At 75.2% G+C, this 17840-nt stretch carries 13 protein-coding genes; 10 read left to right on the top strand and 3 right to left on the bottom strand.

The window, feature by feature from the left end; translation table 11 throughout:
• Positions 1 to 12 precede the first annotated feature (12 nt).
• The 9 genes from QWY28_RS02840 to QWY28_RS02800 are packed head-to-tail and all read left to right on the top strand — an operon-like array spanning position 13 to position 13552.
• The gene (locus QWY28_RS02840) at positions 13 to 1587 is read left to right on the top strand and encodes an ABC transporter substrate-binding protein (protein WP_300950787.1); all 1575 of its coding nucleotides are present in this window, start codon (positions 13 to 15) and stop codon (positions 1585 to 1587) included.
• Positions 1588 to 1590: 3 nt separating this feature from the next.
• Positions 1591 to 2589 carry an ABC transporter permease gene (locus QWY28_RS02835; protein ID WP_300950786.1) on the top strand — a complete coding sequence of 333 codons (999 nt, stop codon included), beginning with the start codon at positions 1591 to 1593 and terminating at the stop codon, positions 2587 to 2589.
• A 36-nt stretch (positions 2590 to 2625) separates the two neighbouring features.
• A complete protein-coding gene (locus QWY28_RS02830) occupies positions 2626 to 4596 on the top strand; it encodes a dipeptide/oligopeptide/nickel ABC transporter permease/ATP-binding protein (protein WP_300950785.1) in 1971 nt (656 codons plus the stop codon).
• Positions 4593 to 5339 (top strand): ABC transporter ATP-binding protein, encoded by a 747-nt coding sequence (locus QWY28_RS02825; RefSeq protein WP_300950784.1) that lies wholly within the window; start codon positions 4593 to 4595, stop codon positions 5337 to 5339. The genes QWY28_RS02830 and QWY28_RS02825 overlap by 4 nt, the downstream gene beginning before the upstream one ends.
• Positions 5336 to 8668: a serine hydrolase gene (locus QWY28_RS02820; protein ID WP_300950783.1), complete on the top strand. Its 3333-nt coding sequence runs from the start codon at positions 5336 to 5338 to the stop codon at positions 8666 to 8668. The genes QWY28_RS02825 and QWY28_RS02820 overlap by 4 nt, the downstream gene beginning before the upstream one ends.
• A complete protein-coding gene (locus QWY28_RS02815) occupies positions 8668 to 9804 on the top strand; it encodes a M20/M25/M40 family metallo-hydrolase (protein ID WP_300950782.1) in 1137 nt (378 codons plus the stop codon). Before QWY28_RS02820 ends, QWY28_RS02815 begins: the two co-directional genes overlap by 1 nt.
• A gap of 32 nt (positions 9805 to 9836) precedes the next feature.
• The gene (locus tag QWY28_RS02810) at positions 9837 to 10727 is read left to right on the top strand and encodes a GNAT family N-acetyltransferase (RefSeq protein WP_300950781.1); all 891 of its coding nucleotides are present in this window, start codon (positions 9837 to 9839) and stop codon (positions 10725 to 10727) included.
• Positions 10724 to 11830: an o-succinylbenzoate synthase gene (gene menC / locus QWY28_RS02805; RefSeq protein WP_300950780.1), complete on the top strand. Its 1107-nt coding sequence runs from the start codon at positions 10724 to 10726 to the stop codon at positions 11828 to 11830. Before QWY28_RS02810 ends, menC begins: the two co-directional genes overlap by 4 nt.
• 42 nt (positions 11831 to 11872) lie before the next feature.
• Positions 11873 to 13552: a helix-turn-helix domain-containing protein gene (locus QWY28_RS02800; RefSeq protein WP_300950779.1), complete on the top strand. Its 1680-nt coding sequence runs from the start codon at positions 11873 to 11875 to the stop codon at positions 13550 to 13552.
• A gap of 7 nt (positions 13553 to 13559) precedes the next feature.
• Here the strand turns inward: QWY28_RS02800 and QWY28_RS02795 are convergent, their stop codons facing one another.
• The 3 genes from QWY28_RS02795 to QWY28_RS02785 form a co-directional block, all read right to left on the bottom strand.
• Complete coding sequence (locus QWY28_RS02795) at positions 13560 to 14630, bottom strand: SLC13 family permease (RefSeq protein ID WP_300950778.1); 1071 nt, start codon at positions 14628 to 14630, stop codon at positions 13560 to 13562.
• A 95-nt stretch (positions 14631 to 14725) separates the two neighbouring features.
• A complete protein-coding gene (gene katG / locus QWY28_RS02790; RefSeq protein ID WP_300950777.1) occupies positions 14726 to 16996 on the bottom strand; it encodes a catalase/peroxidase HPI in 2271 nt (756 codons plus the stop codon).
• Between the two features lie 34 nt (positions 16997 to 17030).
• The gene (locus QWY28_RS02785) at positions 17031 to 17465 is read right to left on the bottom strand and encodes a Fur family transcriptional regulator (RefSeq protein ID WP_300950776.1); all 435 of its coding nucleotides are present in this window, start codon (positions 17463 to 17465) and stop codon (positions 17031 to 17033) included.
• A gap of 125 nt (positions 17466 to 17590) precedes the next feature.
• On the opposite strand from QWY28_RS02785, the gene QWY28_RS02780 reads away from it, so the two are divergent.
• Positions 17591 to 17833: a hypothetical protein gene (locus QWY28_RS02780; protein ID WP_300950775.1), complete on the top strand. Its 243-nt coding sequence runs from the start codon at positions 17591 to 17593 to the stop codon at positions 17831 to 17833.
• Positions 17834 to 17840: the final 7 nt, after the last annotated feature.

Raw genomic sequence — 17840 nt, 5'->3', positions numbered from 1 at the left:
GAAGGAACCTCGATGAAGCGGACCGCAGCACCGATCGGACTCTGCCTGGCCGCGGCCGCGCTGGTGGGATGTGGCGCCACCGGCGGCGGCTCGGGCGACGGCGGCGACGGAGCCGGCGGGGGAGCCGGCGGCGTCGTCGACGGCGGCACCTTCACCATGGCGATGAACGCCGACCCGGGGAACCTCGACCCGCAGTCGTCGGTGTCGAGCGCGCTGTTCAGCATCAGCCAGCTGCCCTACGACCGGCTGCTCAACATCGACTTCGACAGCGGCGAGGTGCGCTCGGGACTGGCGTCGGACTGGGAGGCCGACGGCACGACCATCACCCTCACCCTGGCCGAGGGCATCACCTGCTCCGACGGGTCGGAGCTGACCGCCACGGACGTCGTGGCCAACCTCGACCACGTCGGTGACCCGAAGAACAAGAGCCCCTTCCTCGGCACCTTCCTGCCGGTCGGGGCGAAGGCGACGGCGGACGACGAGGCGCGCACCGTCACGGTCGAGCTGGCCGAGCCGGCGCCGTTCGCCCTCCAGGGGCTCGCCAACGTGCCGATCATCTGCGCCGCCGGCCTCGACGACCGCGCCTCGCTGGCCGAGAGGAGCGTGGGCACCGGGCCCTACGAGCTGACCGAGGCCGCGCCCGGGGACAGCTACACCTTCACGATCCGCGACGGCTACGCGTGGGGCCCCGACGGCGCCACGACCGACACCGAGGGCATGCCCGACACGATCGTGGTCAAGATCGTGCAGAACGAGTCGACCGCGGCGAACCTGCTGCTGTCCGGCCAGCTCAACGGCGCGGTCGTCACCGGCCCGGACACCAAGCGGCTCGAGGCGGCCGGCCTGACGACGTACGACACGGCGACGCTGAGCGGCGAGCAGTTCTACCACCAGGCCGAGGGCCGCGCGACCAGCGACCCGGAGGTCCGCCTCGCGCTGACCCAGGCCCTCGACCTCGAGGAGCTGCAGCGGGTGCTGACCTCCGGCGAGGGCGCTCCGGCCACGACGCTGGCCGCGCTCGACCCGGTGGCCTGCCCCGGCGACTCGGTCAGCGAGGCGCTGCCTGCGCAGGACGTCGACGCGGCGAGCGCGACCCTGGCCGAGGCCGACCTGCCCGAGCTGACGTTCCTCTTCGACCCGAGCAGCGGCAGCGGCGTCGCGGCGGCGGCCGAGCTCGCGGTGCAGCAGTGGAAGGCCGCCGGCGTCACGGTGACGCCCAAGCCGCAGAGCGGCTCGGCCATCCAGCAGACCGTCTTCGGCACCGGCGACTGGGACGTCGCCTGGCTGCCGCTCAACGTCAACAGCCCCGACCAGCTCGTGCCGTTCCTCTCCGGGCCGGGCGTCGCGGAGGGGGGCACGAACTTCGCCGGGATCGAGAACGCCGACTACGAGGCCGGTGTCGAGGAGGCCTCGGCGATGGTCGGCCAGGAGGGCTGCGACACCTGGTTGGCGGCCGAGTCGAACCTCGTCGCCGAGGCCGACGTCGTGCCGTTCGCGACCACGGTCGGCAGGACCTGGCAGCAGGGCGCCGAGTTCGAGTACCCCGGCCAGATGGTGCCGACCAGCATCCGCATGCTGGCCGAGTGACCCGTGGCCACCACGGCGAGCCCGGGTGTCGCCTGGCCGGCGCGCACCCTCGACGCGCGGCCCTGGCTGCGGTTCGGCCTGCGCCGCGCCGGCCGGCTTCTCGTGTCGCTGTGGGTGCTGCTGACCGCGTCGTTCCTCATGACGCACCTCATCCCGGGCGACCCGGTGCGGGGCGCCCTGGGGCCGACCGCCCCGGCGGAGCTCGTCGCGGCCAAGCGGACCGCCCTCGGCCTCGACGACCCGCTGCCGGTGCAGTACCTCGACCACCTGCGCGGCGTCCTCACCGGTGACCTCGGCACGTCGCTGATCTCGCAGGTGCCGGTGTCCGACGTCATCGGCCAGCGGCTGCCGGCCACGCTGTGGCTGGCGGTCCTCGGCTTCGCGGTCGCGGTGGCCGTGGCGGTCCCGGTCGGGGTCGCCGCCGGCGTGCTGACCCGGCGCGGGCACGGCCGCCGCACCGAGCTGGCCTTCACCGGCACCAGCGTCGTCCTCGGCACCATCCCGGACTTCCTCGTCGGGGTCGCCCTGGTCTACGTCTTCGGCGTGCGCCTCGGCCTGCTCCCGGTCGCCGGCAACGACACGCTGTCCTCGCTCGTGCTGCCGGTCCTCGCGCTGGCCATCGGTCCCGCGGCGATCCTGGCACGGGTCCTGCGGGTGGAGATGGTCCGCGTCCTGCAGGCCGACTACATCCGTACGGCGCGTGCCAAGCGGCTCCCGGCCCGCACGGTCCACCTGCGCCACGCGCTGCCCAACGCGCTCACCGCAGCGCTGACGCTCTGCGGGCTGCTGCTCGGGGCGCTCGTCGCCGGGACCGTGCTCGTCGAGAACGTCTTCGCCTGGCCCGGCCTCGGCAGCACGATCGTCTCCTCGATCCTCACCAAGGACTACCCGGTCGTGCAGGGGATCGTGCTGGTGTACGGCGTCGGTGTGCTGCTCGTGAACACCCTCGTCGACGTGGCGCTCGCCCTGCTCGACCCGCGCTCGATGATCCGGGAGGACTGAGTGGCCGGGGTGGACGGGATCGCCGGGGTCGACGCGGTGAGCGATCCGAGCCGAGCGGGCCGGGACCCGCGCCGGGCCTCGCGCTGGGCGGGTGTCGTCCGCACGCCGCTCGGGCTGGCGGCCGTGGTGCTGACCCTCGCGCTGCTCGTCCTCGCCGTGGTCGCGCCGATGCTGTGGTCCGCCGACGCGAGCGCCGTCGACACCGACGACATCCTCGCCGGCCCCTCGGCCGAGCACTGGGCGGGCACCGACAACCTCGGGCGCGACATCGTCCTGCGCACGCTCGTGGCGACCCGGCTCTCGATCGGGCTGGCGCTCGGGGCGACCGCGATCGCGGTCGTCGTCGGCCTGGTGCTCGGCACGGCGCCGCTGCTGCTCGGCCGGCGCGCGGGCCGGGCGGTGGTCGCCGGGGTCAACGTGGCCGTCGCGTTCCCGGGCCTGCTGCTCGCGCTCTTCTTCGCGGTCGTCTTCGGGGTGGGCGCCACCGGCGCCGTGCTCGCGGTCGGGTTCGCCGGCGCGCCGAGCTTCGCCCGCCTGGTGCAGACCCTCGTCGCCGGCGTCGCCGCGCACGACTACGTGTCCGCGGCCCGGGTCGCCGGCGTCGGCGAGCTGCGCATCCTCGTGCGGCACGTGCTCCCGAACATCGCCGAGCCGCTGATCGTCAACGCCACCATCGGCGCCGGCTCCGCGCTGCTGTCCTTCGCCGGCCTGTCGTTCCTCGGGCTGGGCGTGCAGGCGCCGGCGTACGACTGGGGGCGGCTGCTCTTCGAGGGCGTCGGCTCGCTCTACGTCAACCCGGCCGCCGCGTTCGCGCCGGGAGCCGCGGTGCTGCTGGCCGGCCTGGCGCTCAACCTCCTCGGCGAGTCGGCGGCCAAGGCCGTCGGCGTCGCCTCGCCCGGCGAGCTGAGCGTCGCCCCGCGGCGCCGGCGGGCCGCGCGGGCGACGCCCCTGCCGGGGCCGGCGGAGCCGGACCCGCAGGCCGACGCACCCGACCTCGTGCTCGACGTCCGGGACCTGCACGTCGGCTTCCCGGCCCGCGACGGCCGCGTCGAGCCGGTGCGCGGCGTGACGTTCGCGGTCCGCCGCGGCGAGGCGGTCGGCATCGTCGGCGAGTCCGGCTCGGGGAAGTCGCTCACCGCGCTCGCCGTCGCCCAGCTGCTCGACGACCTCGCCGACGTGCGCGCCGAGCGCCTCGACGTGCTCGGCGAGGACCTCACCGCCCCGGGCGGTGAGTCACGGCGCCACCACCTCGGCACCTCCCTGGCGATGGTCTTCCAGGACCCGATGTCGTCGTTCAACCCCACGACCCGCGTCGGCGCCCAGCTCGCCGAGGTCGCCCGCCACCACCAGGGGATGGGTCGCCGCGAGGCGATGGACCGCGCGGTGGACCGGCTCGCCGCCGTACGCATCGACGACGCGGAGCGCCGCGTCCGGCAGTACCCCCACGAGTTCTCCGGCGGCATGCGCCAGCGCGCCATGATCGGGATGGGCCTGATGGGCTCCCCCGAGCTGGTGATCGCGGACGAGCCGACTACGGCCCTCGACGTGACCGTGCAGCAGCAGGTCCTCGACCTGCTCCAGGCGATCCGGCGGGCCGACGACGTCGCGCTCGTCCTCATCAGCCACGACGTCACCGTCGTCGGCGACGTCTGCGACCGGGTCCTGGTGATGTACGCCGGTCGCGTCGTCGAGGACCTGCCGGCCACCGGTCTGACGACCAGCGCTCGGCACCCCTACACCCGGGCGCTCGTCGCCGCGGTGCCCACGATGGACACCGACCTCGACCGCCCGCTCACCGTCATCCCGGGCCGTCCGGTCGACCCGGCCGACGTCCCCGTCGGCTGCGCGTACGCCGCCCGCTGCCCGCTCGCGAGCGACCGCTGCCGGGCCGAGGACCCGCCGCTGGCCGGCGACGGCACGGCGCACCGGGTCGCGTGCTGGCACGCGGGGGACCCGATCGACGTGGACCCGGGCGGCCGGCCCCTGGCGCAGGTGGAGGCGACGTGAGCGAGCTGCGCTTCGAGCAGGTGAGCGTCCGCTACGGGCGCAGCACCGTCGTGGACGGCGTCTCCCTGGTGGTCCCGCCCGGCGAGGTCGTCGGCCTGGTCGGCGAGTCCGGCTCGGGCAAGTCCACGCTGGCCCGCGCGGCCGTCGGGCTGGCGCCCCTGCACGGCGGGTCGATCCTGCTCGACGGGGAGCCGGTGCCCCTGCGCGGGCGCCGGCGACCGGTGCAGATGGTCTTCCAGGACCCGTTCTCGTCCCTCGACCCGCGGATGACCATCGGCGCGAGCATCGCCGAGGCGATGCCCCGCGACCTCGACCGGTCTGCCCGGCGGGTCGAGGTGGCGCGGCTGCTGGAGCTGGTCCACCTCGACGCCGCCCGCGCCGACGCGCGCCCCGCCGAGCTCTCCGGCGGGCAGCGCCAGCGGGTCGCGCTCGCCCGCGCGCTGGCCGCCCGCCCGGCGGTCGTCGTCGCCGACGAGATCACCTCAGCGCTCGACGTCTCGGTCCAGGGCACCGTGCTCAACCTGGTCCGCGAGCTCCAGCGCGAGCTGGGCCTCTCGATGCTGTTCATCTCCCACAACCTCGCCGTCGTCCGGTACGTCGCGTCGTACGTCGCCGTCATGCACCGCGGCGTGGTCGTCGAGCAGGGCCCCGCCGCGCAGGTGCTCGCCGAGCCGGCCGAGCCCTACACGCGCGACCTGCTGGCAGCCGTCCCCGGCAGCACCCTCCGAAGGAGCCACCCATGACCCGCACCCCGCGCATCGAGGACCTCGGCGAGCTCGCCGTGCCGTCGCAGCCGGCGCTCTCGCCCGACGGCACCACCGTCGTCCACGTCGTCCGCACGCTCGACCTGGCCGAGGACCGCAGCGTCGACCGGCTGTGGCTGGTCGGCGTCGCCGGCGGCGACGCCCGGCCGCTGACCGCCGGGCCCGAGGACACCTCGCCCGCGTGGTCGCCGGACGGCTCCACGATCGCCTTCCTGCGGGGCGGGCAGGTGCACGTGGTGGCCGCGGCCGGTGACGAGCCGCGCGCGGTCACCGACCTGCCGCTCGGCGCCGGCGCGCCGGCGTGGAGCCCCGACGGCGCCCGGCTGGTCCTCTCCGCTGCGGTCGACCCCCGCGAGCCGGCCGCCGCCCACCGACCGCTCGTCGCCGGGCGGCTGGACTACCAGTCCGACGGCGCCGGGCTGCTCGGGCCGGTGCGCCGCCAGCTGCACGTCGTCGACGTGGCCACGGGCGCCTGCCGACAGGTGACCGACGGCGTCGAGCACGCCGACGGACCGGCCTGGTCGCCCGACGGCCGCGCCATCGCCTTCCTGCGGCGCGTCGGCGAGGACAGCGACCTCACGTTCCGCACCGCCGTCCACCTGCTCGACGTGGCCGACCCGAAGGCGTCCCCGCGCGTGGTGGCCCTGGCCGAGGGGGTCGCCGGCGCGGTCGTCTTCGCCCCCGACGGGGCGAGCCTGCTGGTGGTCGGCCACCCCGGCGCCCCCGTCGGGCACCAGCACCTGCTGCGCGTCCCCCTCGCCGGTGGCGAGCCGCGCGACCTCACCGGGCACCTCGACCGCAACGTGATGGCCGGCGGGCCGGCGTACCCCGGCGCGCGCCCGCACCAGCTCGCCGACGGCCGCGTGCTCGTCGCCGTCCGCGACCGCGGCTGCAGCCACCTGTGGGCCCTCGAGCCGGGCCAGGACGAGCCCCGCGCCACGCCGGTCCTCGCCGGCGCCGGCCGGGTCGTCTCGGGGCTCTCGGTCGTCGGGGACACCGCCGTCGTCGTGCTCACCACGCCGACGTCGTACGGCGAGCTGGTCGCGCTCGACCTCGCCACCGGCGCCGAGACCGTGCTGACCGACCACGGCGCGCCGTTCGCGGACGTCGAGCGGTACCTCCCCGAGGAGCGCACCTTCACGATCTCCGACGGCGTCGAGGTGCAGGGCTGGCTGGTCCGCGACCCCGCCCGCCCCGGCCCGCGCCCGGTGCTGCTCGACGTCCACGGCGGACCGCACAACGCGTGGAACGCCGCCGCCGACGAGATGCACCCCTACCACCAGGAGCTCGCCGCCCGCGGCTGGGCGGTGCTGCTGGTCAACCCGCGCGGGAGCGACGGCTACGGCGAGGCGTTCTACGACGGCGTCAACGGCGCCTGGGGCGTCGCCGACGCGCAGGACTTCCTCGAGCCGATCGACGCGCTCGTCGCCGAGGGGATCGCCGACCCCGACCGGCTCGCGGTCACCGGCTACAGCTACGGCGGGTTCACCACCTGCTGGCTCACCGCCCACGACGAGCGGTTCAAGGCCGGCGTCGCCGGCGGCGTGGTCAGCGACATGGTCAGCATGTACGGCACCTGCGACGACGGCACCTGCATGAGCTCCTACGAGCTCGGCGGGACGCCCTGGGAGCAGCCGGAGCGGTACGCCGCCATGTCACCGATCACCCACGTCGACCGGGTCACCACCCCGACGCTCGTGCTGCACGGCCTCGAGGACCGCACCTGTCCCGTGGGGCAGGCGCAGCAGTGGCACACCTCGCTGCGCCACCGCGGGGTGCCCACCGAGCTGGTGCTCTACCCCGGCGCGGCGCACGCGTTCATCCTGCTCGGCCGCCCGTCGCACCGCCTCGACTACGCCCGCCGGGTGGTCGACTGGGTGGAGCGGCACGTCCTGGGCGGCGGCCGCCCGCGCCTCGACGTCGCTCACTGGCAGCGGCGGCTCGCCGCGCTGGCCGAGAAGCACGGCGTCCCGGGCGCGCAGCTCGGCATCCTGCGTCTCGGCGCCGACAGCGCTGACGGGACCGGCGGTTCCGAGGACGAGCAGATCGTCGCGACCCACGGCGTGCTCAACCTGCGCACCGGCGCCCCGGTCACCGCGGACTCGGTCTTCCAGATCGGCTCGATCACCAAGGTGTGGACCGCGACCGTGGTCATGCAGCTGGTCGACGAGGGGCTCGTCGAGCTCGACGCTCCGGTGGTCGAGGTGCTGCCCGAGCTGCGGCTCGCCGACCCCGACGTCACCAAGCAGGTCACCCTGCGCCACCTGCTCACCCACACCAGCGGCATCGACGGCGACGTCTTCACCGACACCGGCCGCGGCGACGACTGCCTGGAGAAGTACGTCGCGCTGCTGCAGGACCAGACGCAGAACCACCCCCTCGGCGCCACCTGGTCCTACTGCAACGCCGGCTTCTCCGTGCTCGGCCGGGTCATCGAGGTGGTGACCGGGACGACGTGGGACCAGGCCCTGCGCGACCGGCTGTTCGGCCCGCTCGGCATGCGGCACGCGCTGACCCTGCCCGAGGAGGCGCTGCTCGAGGCGGCCGCGGTCGGCCACGTCACCGAGGACGGCCGCAAGCAACCCGCGTCGGTCTGGCAGCTCCCGCGCTCGCTCGGCCCGGCCGGGCTCGTCACCGCCACCGCCGCCGACGTGCTGGCCTTCGCCCGGCTGCACCTGGCCGAGGGGCTGGCCGCCGACGGCACCCGCGTGCTCGCCGAGGAGTCCGCGCGGGCGATGGCCGCCCACCAGGCCGACCTGCCCGACGTGCACTCCCTGGGCGACTCGTGGGGCCTGGGCTGGATCCGCTTCGGCTGGGACGGCCGCCGGGTCTTCGGCCACGACGGCAACACCATCGGCCAGGCGGCGTTCCTCCGCGTGCTCCCCGAGGCCGGGCTCGCCGTCACGCTGCTGACGAACAACGACGGCGCGCGCGACCTCTACGAGGACCTCTACCGCGAGCTGTTCGCCGAGCTCGCCGGCGTCGCGATGCCGCCCCGACTGGTGCCGCCGACGCCGCCTGCGGACGTCGACCTCGCGCCGTACCTCGGCACCTACGAGCGGGCCGGCGTCCGCATGGAGGTGCTCGACGGCGCCGAGGGGCCGCGGCTGAAGGTGACCGTCCTCGGTCCGATCGCGGAGATGGTCCCCGACCCCGTCGAGGAGCACGCGCTCGTCGCCTGCGCGCCCGGGATGTGGCTGACCAAGCCGCCCGAGGCGGAGACCTGGTTCCCGGTGACGTTCTTCGAGCTCCCGACCGGCGAGCGGTACCTCCACCACGGTGCCCGCGCGACCCCGAAGGTCGGCTGATGGACCTCGACGCGATCCTCGGGACCGTCCTCGAGGACGCGCGGGAGATGATCGCCTGCGAGTCGCCGTCGACCGATCTCGCGGCGGTCGCCCGGTCCGCGGACGTCGTGGCGCGGGTGGGCGAGCGGCGTCTCGGCGCCGCGCCGGAGCGGATCGTGCTCGACGGCCGCACCCACCTGCGCTGGCGGCTCGGCACCGGCCCGTCCCGCGTGCTGCTCCTCGGCCACCACGACACCGTCTGGCCGCTCGGCTCGCTCAAGACGCACCCGTGCACGGTCGAGGGCGGCGTGCTCCGCGGCCCCGGCTGCCTGGACATGAAGGTCGGCCTCGCCATGGCGTTCCACGCGGCTGCCGGCCAGGACGGCGTCACCGTGCTGGTCACCGGCGACGAGGAGCTCGGGTCGCCCAGCTCCCGCGGGCTGGTCGAGGACGAGGCCCGGCTCGCCGAGGCCGCGCTGGTGCTCGAGGCCGCGGCCGACGGCGGCGCGCTCAAGCACGAGCGCAAGGGCGTCTCGCTGTACGACGTCCGCCTGGTCGGCCGCGCCGCCCACGCCGGCCTGGAGCCGGAGCGCGGGGTCAACGCCACGCTCGAGCTGGCCACGCAGGTGCTGGCCGTCGCCGCCCTCGGCGACCCCGCCGCGGGCACCACCGTGACGCCGACCAGCGCCCGGGCCGGGGTCACCACCAACACCGTCCCCGCGACCGGGTCGTTCGCGGTCGACGTCCGGGTCCGGTCGGTCGCCGAGCAGGACCGGGTCGACGCCGCCGTACGCGCGCTGCGACCGAGTCTCGCCGGCGCGGCCGTCGAGGTCCACGGCGGGCCGAACCGCCCGCCGCTGGAGGCCGCGTCGTCGGCCGCGCTGCTCGAGCGTGCCCGCGCGGTCGCGGCCTCGATCGGGCTCCCGCCGCTGACCGCCTCCGCGGTCGGCGGCGCCTCGGACGGCAACTTCACCGCAGGTGTCGGCACCCCCACCCTCGACGGGCTCGGGGCGGTCGGCGGTGGTGCGCACGCCGACGACGAGCACGTCCTGCTCGACCCGCTGCCCGGTCGCGCCGCGCTGCTGCGCGCGCTCGTCGCGGACCTGCTGGCCGCGCCGACGAACGCGGTGGCCGCGGCTCGTGGGGCTCGACCATGACGTCCGCGGACGGCGCCAGCAGCATCGGACCCGTGACCCACCTCGCCACCGGACCGGTGCTCGAACCCGCCGCGGACCCCGTCGACCGCGCGGTCCAGGCCGCGGACGCCGCAGCGGTCGCCGCCGGGGTGACGGTCCGCGAGCTGGGGAGCCTCGACGAGCTCGAGCGGGTGGTCGCGCTGTACGCCGACATCTGGGGGCGGGCGGCCAACCCGCCGGTCACCCTTGAGCTGCTCCGGGCCTTCACCAAGGCCGGCAACTACGTCGGCGGGGCGTTCGCCGACGGGCGGCTCGTGGGGGCCTGTGTGGCCTTCTTCCATGCCCCGGGCGACGACGCGCTGCACAGCCACATCGCCGGCGTGGCCCCGCAGATGGCCGGCCGCAGCGTCGGCTTCGCGCTCAAGCTGCACCAGCGCAGCTGGGCGCTGCTGCGCGGCGTCGCCGACATCGCGTGGACCTTCGACCCGCTGGTCAGCCGCAACGCCTACTTCAACGTGGCCAAGCTCGCCGCCCGGCCTGTGGAGTACCTCCCCAACTTCTACGGGCTGATGCCCGACTCCCTCAACGGCCAGGACGAGACCGACCGGCTGCTCGTCCGCTGGCACCTCCTCGACCCCGACGTCGTGGCCGCGTGCTCCGGCGTCCGGCCCCGCGCGCTGCCCGCCCTCGCCGCCGAGGAGCGGGGCGCCGTGACCGCCGTCGGTGCCGCCGCCGACGGCTCGCCGGTCCGGGGTCGCCTCGACGCCGCCACGCTCCGGGTCGCCGTGCCCCGCGACATCAGCGGCCTGCGCGTGACCGACCCGCCGCTCGCCCGCCGCTGGCGCACCGCCGTGCGGGAGGCGCTCGGGACGCCGCTCGCCGAGGGCGCCCGGATCACCGCTTTCGACCCAGCCGGCTGGTACGTCGTACGGAGGAACCTGTGAAGCTCGACGGTGTGGAGCTCCTCCACGTCTCCCTGCCCCTCGTCTCGCCGTTCCGGACGTCGTTCGGGACCCAGGTCGCGCGCGACCTGCTCCTCCTGCGCGTCGTCACCGACGCCGGCGAGGGCTGGGGCGAGTGCGTGACGATGGCCGACCCGCGCTACTCCTCGGAGTACGTCGCCGGCGCGGCCGACGTGCTGCGCCGGTTCCTCGTGCCGGCCCTGGCCGCGGCCGGGCCGCTCGAGGCCACCCGGGTCGCCGAGGCGCTCGCGCCGTTCAAGGGCCACCGGATGGCCAAGGCGGCGCTCGAGATGGGGGTGCTCGACGCCGAGCTGCGCGTCGAGGGCCGCTCCTTCGCCCGCGAGCTCGGCGCCGTGCGCGACCGGGTGCCCGCCGGGGTCTCGGTCGGGATCATGGACAGCGTCCCGCAGCTGCTCGACGCCGTGGCCGGCTACCTGGCCGAGGGCTACGTGCGGATCAAGCTGAAGATCGAGCCCGGGTGGGACGTCGAGCCGGTGCGGGCCTTGCGCGAGCGGTTCGGGGACGAGGTGCTGCTGCAGGTCGACGCCAACACGGCGTACACCCTCGCCGACGCGCGGCACCTCGCCCGCCTCGACCCCTTCGACCTGCTGCTGGTCGAGCAGCCGCTCGAGGAGGAGGACGTCCTCGGGCACGCCCGGCTCGCGCGGCTCATCAGGACACCGGTCTGCCTCGACGAGTCCATCGTCTCGGCGCAGTCGGCCGCCGCCGCGATCGAGCTGGGCGCCTGCTCGGTCGTCAACATCAAGCCCGGCCGCGTCGGCGGCTACCTCGAGGCCCGCCGGATCCACGACCTGTGCCGCGCCCACGGCGTGCCGGTCTGGTGCGGCGGCATGCTCGAGACGGGGATCGGCCGGGCCGCCAACGTCGCGCTCGCGGCGCTGCCGGGGTTCACGCTGCCGGGGGACACCTCGGCGTCCTCGCGCTACTACACCACCGACGTCACCGACCCGTTCGTGCTCGAGGACGGCGCGCTCGCCGTGCCGCAGGGTCCCGGGCTCGGCGTCACCCCCGACCCCGACCGGCTGGCGGCGGTGACCACGCGCGCTGAGTGGCTGCCGGCCTGAGTGCCGGAGCCCGTCGGGCGGCGCGCCGCTAGGGTCGCTCCCGTGTCGTCCTCGCCGGCCCCGGGTCCCCGGGCCCGCGCGAGCCTCGCCCGGGTGATGGACGACCTCGGCAGCACGCTGCTCGAGCTGGTCCACGGCGACCGGGAGCGCGACGAGGCGATCAGCGGCGTGGTGATCCACGACCCGCTCGACGCGCCCGTGCTGGCGCCCCGCGCGCTCGTGCTCGGCATCGGGGTCGACGACCCCGCCGCGGTCGTGGCGCTCCTCGGCGACCTGGGCAGGCAGGAGGCCGCGGCCCTGGTGCTCCGGGCACCGGTCGCGGTGACGCCCGAGCTGCGCGAGGCCGCCGACGCCGCCGGCGTACCCGTCCTCGGCCTCAGCCGCGGCACGCCGTGGACCCACCTGGCCGCGATGCTGCGCTCGCTGCTCGTGGAGGGCGACGTGGGCGCGTCGGGGTCGGAGTCGGAGTCGCTCGGCGGGCTGCCCTCGGGCGACCTCTTCGCCGTGGCGAACGCGGTCGCCTCGCTCCTCGACGCCCCCATCACCATCGAGGACCGCAGCTCGCGCGTGCTGGCGTTCTCCGGCCGGCAGGAGGAGGCCGACCCGTCCCGGGTCGAGACGATCCTCGGCCGCCAGGTGCCGGAGCGCTACTCGCGGATCCTCAGCGAGCTCGGAGTCTTCCGCGAGCTGCACCGCAGCGACCAGCCGATCTTCGTCGACCCCGGCCCGGCCGCCGACGACGTGTTCGTCATGCCCCGGGTCGCGGTCGCCGTGCGCGCCGGCGACGAGGTGCTCGGCTCGATCTGGGCGGCCGTCCCGGCGCCGCTGTCACCCGAGCGGACCGAGGCGCTGCGCGAGGCCGCCAAGCTCGTCGCCCTCCACCTGCTGCGGGTGCGGGCCGGCGCCGACGTCGAGCGGCGGGTCCGCGCCGACCTCCTCGGGTCGGTCATCGAGGGTGGCCCGGGTGCGCGCGAGGCGCTCGAGCGGCTCGGCCTCGCCGACACCCCGCTGCTCGTGCTGGCGCTCGCCGTGCCCGACCCCGACCCGGAGGCCGGCGACGACCCGCTGGTCGCCCACGAGCGGCAGCGGCTGGCCGACGCGTTCGCCGTGCACCTCGGCGCGGTCCACCCCCGCTCGGCCACCGCGCTCGTCGGCGGCGTCGCCTACGGGTTGGCGGCCTACGCCGGCCCGGCCGAGGAGGGCGAGCCGCGCGCCGTCCGCGTCGCCACCGACTTCCTCGAGCGGATCGGCGAGCGGCTGCCCGCCGTCGTCGCCGTCGGGCCGGTCGCGACCGCGCTCACCGAGATCTCCCGCGCCCGGGAGACCGCCGACCGGGTGCTCCGCGTGCTGCGGGACAACCCCGCCGCCGGACCCGTCGCCCGGCTGGTCGACGTGCAGACCGACTCCCTGGTCCTGGAGCTCCGCGACCGCGTGCTGGCCCGCGGCGAGACGGTCGCCGGCCCGCTCGCCCGCCTCGTCGCCTACGACGCGGACCACGACGGCAGCCTCGTGGCGACCCTGCACGCCTGGCTCGACGCGTTCGGCGACGTCAACCGCGCCGCGGAGACGCTCTACGTCCACCCCAACACGTTCCGGTACCGCCTGCGCCGGGTCCGCGAGGTCGGCGGCCTCGACCTCCTCGACCCCGCCCAGCGGTTCGCCGTCCAGCTCCAGCTGCGGCTCTGGCCCGGTCTGGCCACCACCCCGCCCCCGCTCGACTAGGCGAGGGTCAGGCGACGAGGGCGCCGAGGACGACGCACAGGGGGACGACGAGCAGGCCCTCGCGGAGGAACTGCAACCAGCCGACGTGCAGGCCGGCGAGGCGGCACCGCCGCCGCCAGAGCAGGTTGGCCAGGGAGCCCCACAGCAGCAGCATGCCGCCGGTGTTGACGCCGACGAGGAGCGCCGGCTGCAGGGCGTCGTCGGTGAGCGGGGCGAGGGCGAGCCAGGCCGGGAGGTTGTCGACGGCGTTGGCGAGCGCGGCCGCCCCGACGGCAGTGGCGACCGGGCCGGGCCAGTCGACCCGGTCGACGTCGACGAGGCGCAGCCCGAGCTCGACCAGCGAGAACAGTGCGAACGTGGCGACCAGGATCGTCGCCGGCACCGAGCGCAGCAGCCGCCGCGGCCGCACGAGCCCCGGAGCGCGGACGGCCGCCAGGAGCACCAGCACGACCAGCCCGCCGGTCGCCGCGAGCCACGCGGGGGCGCCGAGCACGGTCGCCGTCGCGATCCCCACCGCGACGGTCGCGCTGCCGGCGACCAGCACGGCGTCGTACGCCGGGAGGGCGGGCGGGGCGGCGTACCTCCCGGTGAGCGCGGCCCGGTGCCGCAGGGCAAGGACCGTGAGCACGACGGCGAGCACGACGACCTGTGGCAGCCAGAGGTCGGAGATGAAGGCGCCGGCCGACTGCCCGGTGCGCTCGACGGCGAGGAGGTTGGTGAGGTTCGAGACGGGGAGCAGCAGGCTCGCGGCGTTGGCCAGCCAGACGGTGGCGAAGGCGAAGGGCAGCGGTGCGACGCCGACCCGCGCCGCGAGGGCCAGCGAGACGGGGGTGAGCATCACCGCGGTGGTGTCGATGCCGAGCAGCACGGTGGTGACGGTGGCCAGCAGGCAGTGCGCGGCGAAGAGCAGCGGGGTGCGGCCGCGGGCGAGGCGGGCCACGAGCCCGGCGGCGACGTCGAAGAGCCGGGCGTCGGCGCACAGGTCACTGACCAGCGTGATGACCAGCAGGAAGGTGAGGACCGGCCAGGTCGTGGTCCACGCCGCCGCCACCGCCGCGAGCAGGACGTCCGGGACCACGGCGGCACGCTAGTGCCCCGAGAAGCGACGAGCCCGGCCACCCCTCGCGGGGCGGCCGGGCTCGTGCGGGTGACCCGAGGGTCAGCCGGGGTGGGTCACTTCAGGTCGAAGCGGTCCAGCTCCATGACCTTGGTCCACGCCGCGACGAAGTCCTGGACGAACTTCTCGCGGGCGTCGGCGCTGGCGTACACCTCGGCGAGGGCACGCAGCTGGGAGTTCGAGCCGAAGATCAGGTCCACCGCGGTGGCGGTCCACTTCAGCTCGCCCGAGGCGGCGTCGCGGATGTCGTAGACGTTCTCCTCCGACTCCGAGGCCTTCCACTGCGTGCCGGGGGCGAGCAGGTTGGCGAAGAAGTCGTTGGACAGCACGCCGGGCCGGTCGGTCAGCACGCCGTGCTGCACGCCGCCGACGTTGTTGCCCAGCGCCCGCAGGCCGCCGACCAGGACGGTCATCTCCGGCGCGGTCAGGTCGAGCATGTAGGCGCGCTCGACGAGGAGCTTCTCCGGCTGGAGCTTCTCGCCGCCCCGCAGGTAGTTGCGGAAGCCGTCGGCCCGCGGCTCGAGGACGCGGAAGGAGTGGACGTCGGTCTGCTCCTGCGTGGCGTCGGTGCGACCGGGGTGGAACGGCACGGTGACCTCGACGCCGGCGTCCTGGGCGGCCTTCTCGACCGCCGCGGAGCCCGCGAGGACGATGAGGTCGGCCAGGGAGACCTGGGCGCCGCCGCGGCCGTTGAACTCGGCCTGGATCGACTCGAGCTTCTCGAGCACGGAGGCCAGCTGCTCGGGCTGGTTCACCGCCCAGCTGCGCTGGGGCTCCAGGCGGATCCGCGCGCCGTTGGCGCCACCGCGCTTGTCGGTGGAGCGGAACGACGCCGCCGAGGCCCACGCGGTCGAGACGAGCTCGGCGATGGTGAGGCCGGACTCGAGCACGGCGGTCTTGAGCGCCGCGACGTCGGCGTCGCCGACCAGCTCGCCCTGCACCGGCGGGACCGGGTCCTGCCACAGCTGCGGCTCCGGGACCCAGGGGCCGAGGTAGCGGTCGACCGGACCCATGTCGCGGTGGAGCAGCTTGTACCAGGCCTTGGCGAAGGCCTGCGAGAACTCGTTGGGGTTCTCCAGGAACCGGCGCGAGATCTTCTCGTAGTCCGGGTCGAAGCGCAGCGCGAGGTCGCTGGTCAGCATCGTGGGGCGGCGCGGCGGGCTGTCCGGCGTCGGGCCGGGGACGATGGCGTCGGCGTCCTTGGCCACCCACTGCCAGGCGCCGGCCGGGCTCTTCTCCAGCTCCCACTCGTACTTGAAGAGGAACTTGAAGTAGTCGTTGCTCCACCGCGTCGGCGTGGAGGTCCAGGTGACCTCGAGGCCGGAGGTGATGGCGTCCTTGCCCTTGCCGGAGCCGAAGGAGGACTTCCAGCCCAGGCCCTGCTCCTCGAGCGGGGCGGCCTCCGGCTCGGGGCCCACGAGGTCGGCGTCGCCGGCGCCGTGGGTCTTGCCGAAGGTGTGGCCGCCGGCGATGAGCGCGACGGTCTCCTCGTCGTTCATCGCCATCCGGGCGAAGGTCTCGCGGATGTCGCGGGCCGAGGCGACCGGGTCGGGGTTGCCGTTCGGGCCCTCGGGGTTGACGTAGATGAGGCCCATCTGGACCGCGCCGAGGGTCTCCTCGAGCTCGCGCTCGCCGGCGTACCGCTCGTCGCCCAGCCAGGTGTCCTCGGGACCCCAGATGATCTCCTCCGGCTCCCAGATGTCCTCGCGGCCGAAGCCGAAGCCGAAGGTCTGGAAGCCCATGTCCTCCATCGCGACGGTGCCGGCGTAGACCAGCAGGTCGGCCCAGGAGATCTTCTGGCCGTGCTTCTGCTTGACCGGCCACAGCAGCCGGCGGGCCTTGTCGAGGTTGGCGTTGTCGGGCCAGCTGTTGAGCGGGGCGAAGCGCTGCGAGCCCTCGCCCGCGCCGCCGCGGCCGTCGTAGATGCGGTAGGTGCCGGCGGCGTGCCAGCTCATCCGGATGAAGAGGCCGCCGTAGTGACCGAAGTCCGCCGGCCACCAGTCCTGGGAGGTGTTGAGGACCTCGACGACGTCGCGGCGCAGCTCGGCGAGGTCGAGCTTCTTGAACTCCTCGGAGTAGTCGAAGTCCGGGCCGAGCGGGTTGCTCTTGGAGGAGTGCGCGTGCAGCGGGGTCAGGTCGAGGCTGTTGGGCCACCAGTCCTGGTTGGTGTGCGGGCGGCGGTCGGTCGCCGGGGTCGGCGAGTCGATCGCCGGGTTCTCGCTCTCGCTGCCGTGCGCGGCGGCGGAGTCGTGCATGACCGGGCAGCCGCCCTCGGCCTTGCGGTCGACCCCCTGGGGGCTGACGGGGGCGTTGTCGTCCTGGGTCATCTGGTTCCTTCCGGCTGCGGTACTGGTGGACGGGTCAGGCAGTGGTGGTGCGGGCTGCCGCGCACGCGGGGCACGTGCCCCAGTACACGACCTCCGCCTCCTCGACCACGAAGCCGTGGTCGTCGGAGGCGGTGAGACAGGGGGAGTGGCCGACGGCGCAGTCGACGTCGGCGATCGTGCCGCAGGAGCGGCACACGACGTGGTGGTGGTTGTCCCCGACGCGCGACTCGTAGCGCGCGGTCGCGCCCGCGGGCTGGATCCGGCGGACGATCCCGGCGTCGGTCAGCGCGCGGAGGACGTCGTACACCGCTTGGTGGGACACGGCGCCGAGGTCGGCGCGGACGTGCCCGATGACGGTGTCGGTGTCGGCGTGGGGGTGCTCGTGGACCGCGGTGAGGACCGCGAGGCGGGGCCTGGTGACGCGGAGCGAGGCCTCGCGCAGCATGGCTGCGAAGTCGGGCATCGGCATGCCTGCATCCTGGCGGCTTTTCTGGAACAAGTCAAGAATGGGTGGCGCGGACTCCGGTCCGCCCTCACTCGACCACGTCGGCGCGGCCGGCGACAGCCGGGGGTCCCGGCTGGCAGGGTCGGGCCATGGTCAAGGGGCTCGGGCTGGTCCTGCTGGTGCTCGTCGTCGACACGGTGCTGCTGGCCGTGGTGGGGGTGGCGATGCAGAGCGATCCGCCCGCGCCCGCGGACGCCGCGGTCGGGAAGGGGCTGGCCGCACTGGCAGGAGCGCTCGGCCTCGCGGCGGTCGTCCTGGCGGTGGCGCTGCTCGAGCCCGCGCCCGGGTCGGACGGGACGCCGGCCGACGGAGGGACGAACGACCCGGTCTAGGGTCGCG

The organism is Nocardioides oceani (assembly GCF_030412965.1).
GTDB classification, from domain to species: domain Bacteria; phylum Actinomycetota; class Actinomycetes; order Propionibacteriales; family Nocardioidaceae; genus Nocardioides; species Nocardioides oceani.
Note: the sequence above shows the minus strand (reverse complement) of the source record. Positions and strands in the feature narration are given on the sequence as shown.

Bases quoted from the DNA above. Each gene is read 5' to 3' on its own strand.
- katG (WP_300950777.1), bottom strand. From the start codon at position 16,996: ATGACCCAGGACGACAACGCCCCCGTCAGCCCCCAGGGGGTCGACCGC.
- QWY28_RS02815 (WP_300950782.1), top strand. From the start codon at position 8,668: ATGGACCTCGACGCGATCCTCGGGACCGTCCTCGAGGACGCGCGGGAG.
- QWY28_RS02820 (WP_300950783.1), top strand. From the start codon at position 5,336: ATGACCCGCACCCCGCGCATCGAGGACCTCGGCGAGCTCGCCGTGCCG.
- QWY28_RS02780 (WP_300950775.1), top strand. From the start codon at position 17,591: ATGGTCAAGGGGCTCGGGCTGGTCCTGCTGGTGCTCGTCGTCGACACG.
- QWY28_RS02840 (WP_300950787.1), top strand. From the start codon at position 13: ATGAAGCGGACCGCAGCACCGATCGGACTCTGCCTGGCCGCGGCCGCG.
- QWY28_RS02785 (WP_300950776.1), bottom strand. From the start codon at position 17,465: ATGCCGATGCCCGACTTCGCAGCCATGCTGCGCGAGGCCTCGCTCCGC.